The following is a 526-nucleotide window of genomic DNA, read 5'->3' as shown; positions in this document are numbered from 1 at the left end:
AAAGGATCTGTAAGAAAAAAAGGAAAGAAATGGTACTACCGCTTCTATGTAGAGGACGCAAGCGGCAATCTTGTTCAGAAAGAATGCGTTGGAACAGAAAGCAAAAGTGAAACTGAAAAGCTGCTCCGTCAGGCAATGGATGATTATGAGAAAAAGAAATTTGTTGCCAAAGCGGAAAATCTCACAGTCGGACAGCTTTTGGATGTGTGGGCAGAGGAGGAATTAAAAACAGGTACGCTCAGCAATGGTACGGTGGAGAATTACCTCGGAACAATCCGAAATATCAAGAAACACCCATTGGCAGAACGGAAACTGAAAAATGTAACCTCTGAACATTTGCAATCCTTCTTTGATTTGCTTTCCTTCGGGGGAGTTCATCCCGACGGAAAAGAGAGAAAGGGTTACAGCAAAGATTATATCCATTCTTTTTCCGCAGTCATGCAGCAGTCCTTCCGTTTTGCAGTATTTCCAAAGCAGTATATTACGTTCAATCCCATGCAGTATATTAAACTGCGGTATCAGACGG

General features: G+C 42.2%; 1 pseudogene. It reads left to right on the top strand.

Annotated features, from left to right (window positions below):
* Nucleotides 1-526: pseudogene (locus DWZ60_RS17070) on the top strand (site-specific integrase); the annotation flags it as partial.

The sequence above is a fragment of the Blautia sp. AF34-10 genome (assembly GCF_003477865.1).
Taxonomy (GTDB): Bacteria; Bacillota; Clostridia; order Lachnospirales; family Lachnospiraceae; genus Fusicatenibacter; species Fusicatenibacter saccharivorans.
Note: the sequence above shows the minus strand (reverse complement) of the source record. Positions and strands in the feature narration are given on the sequence as shown.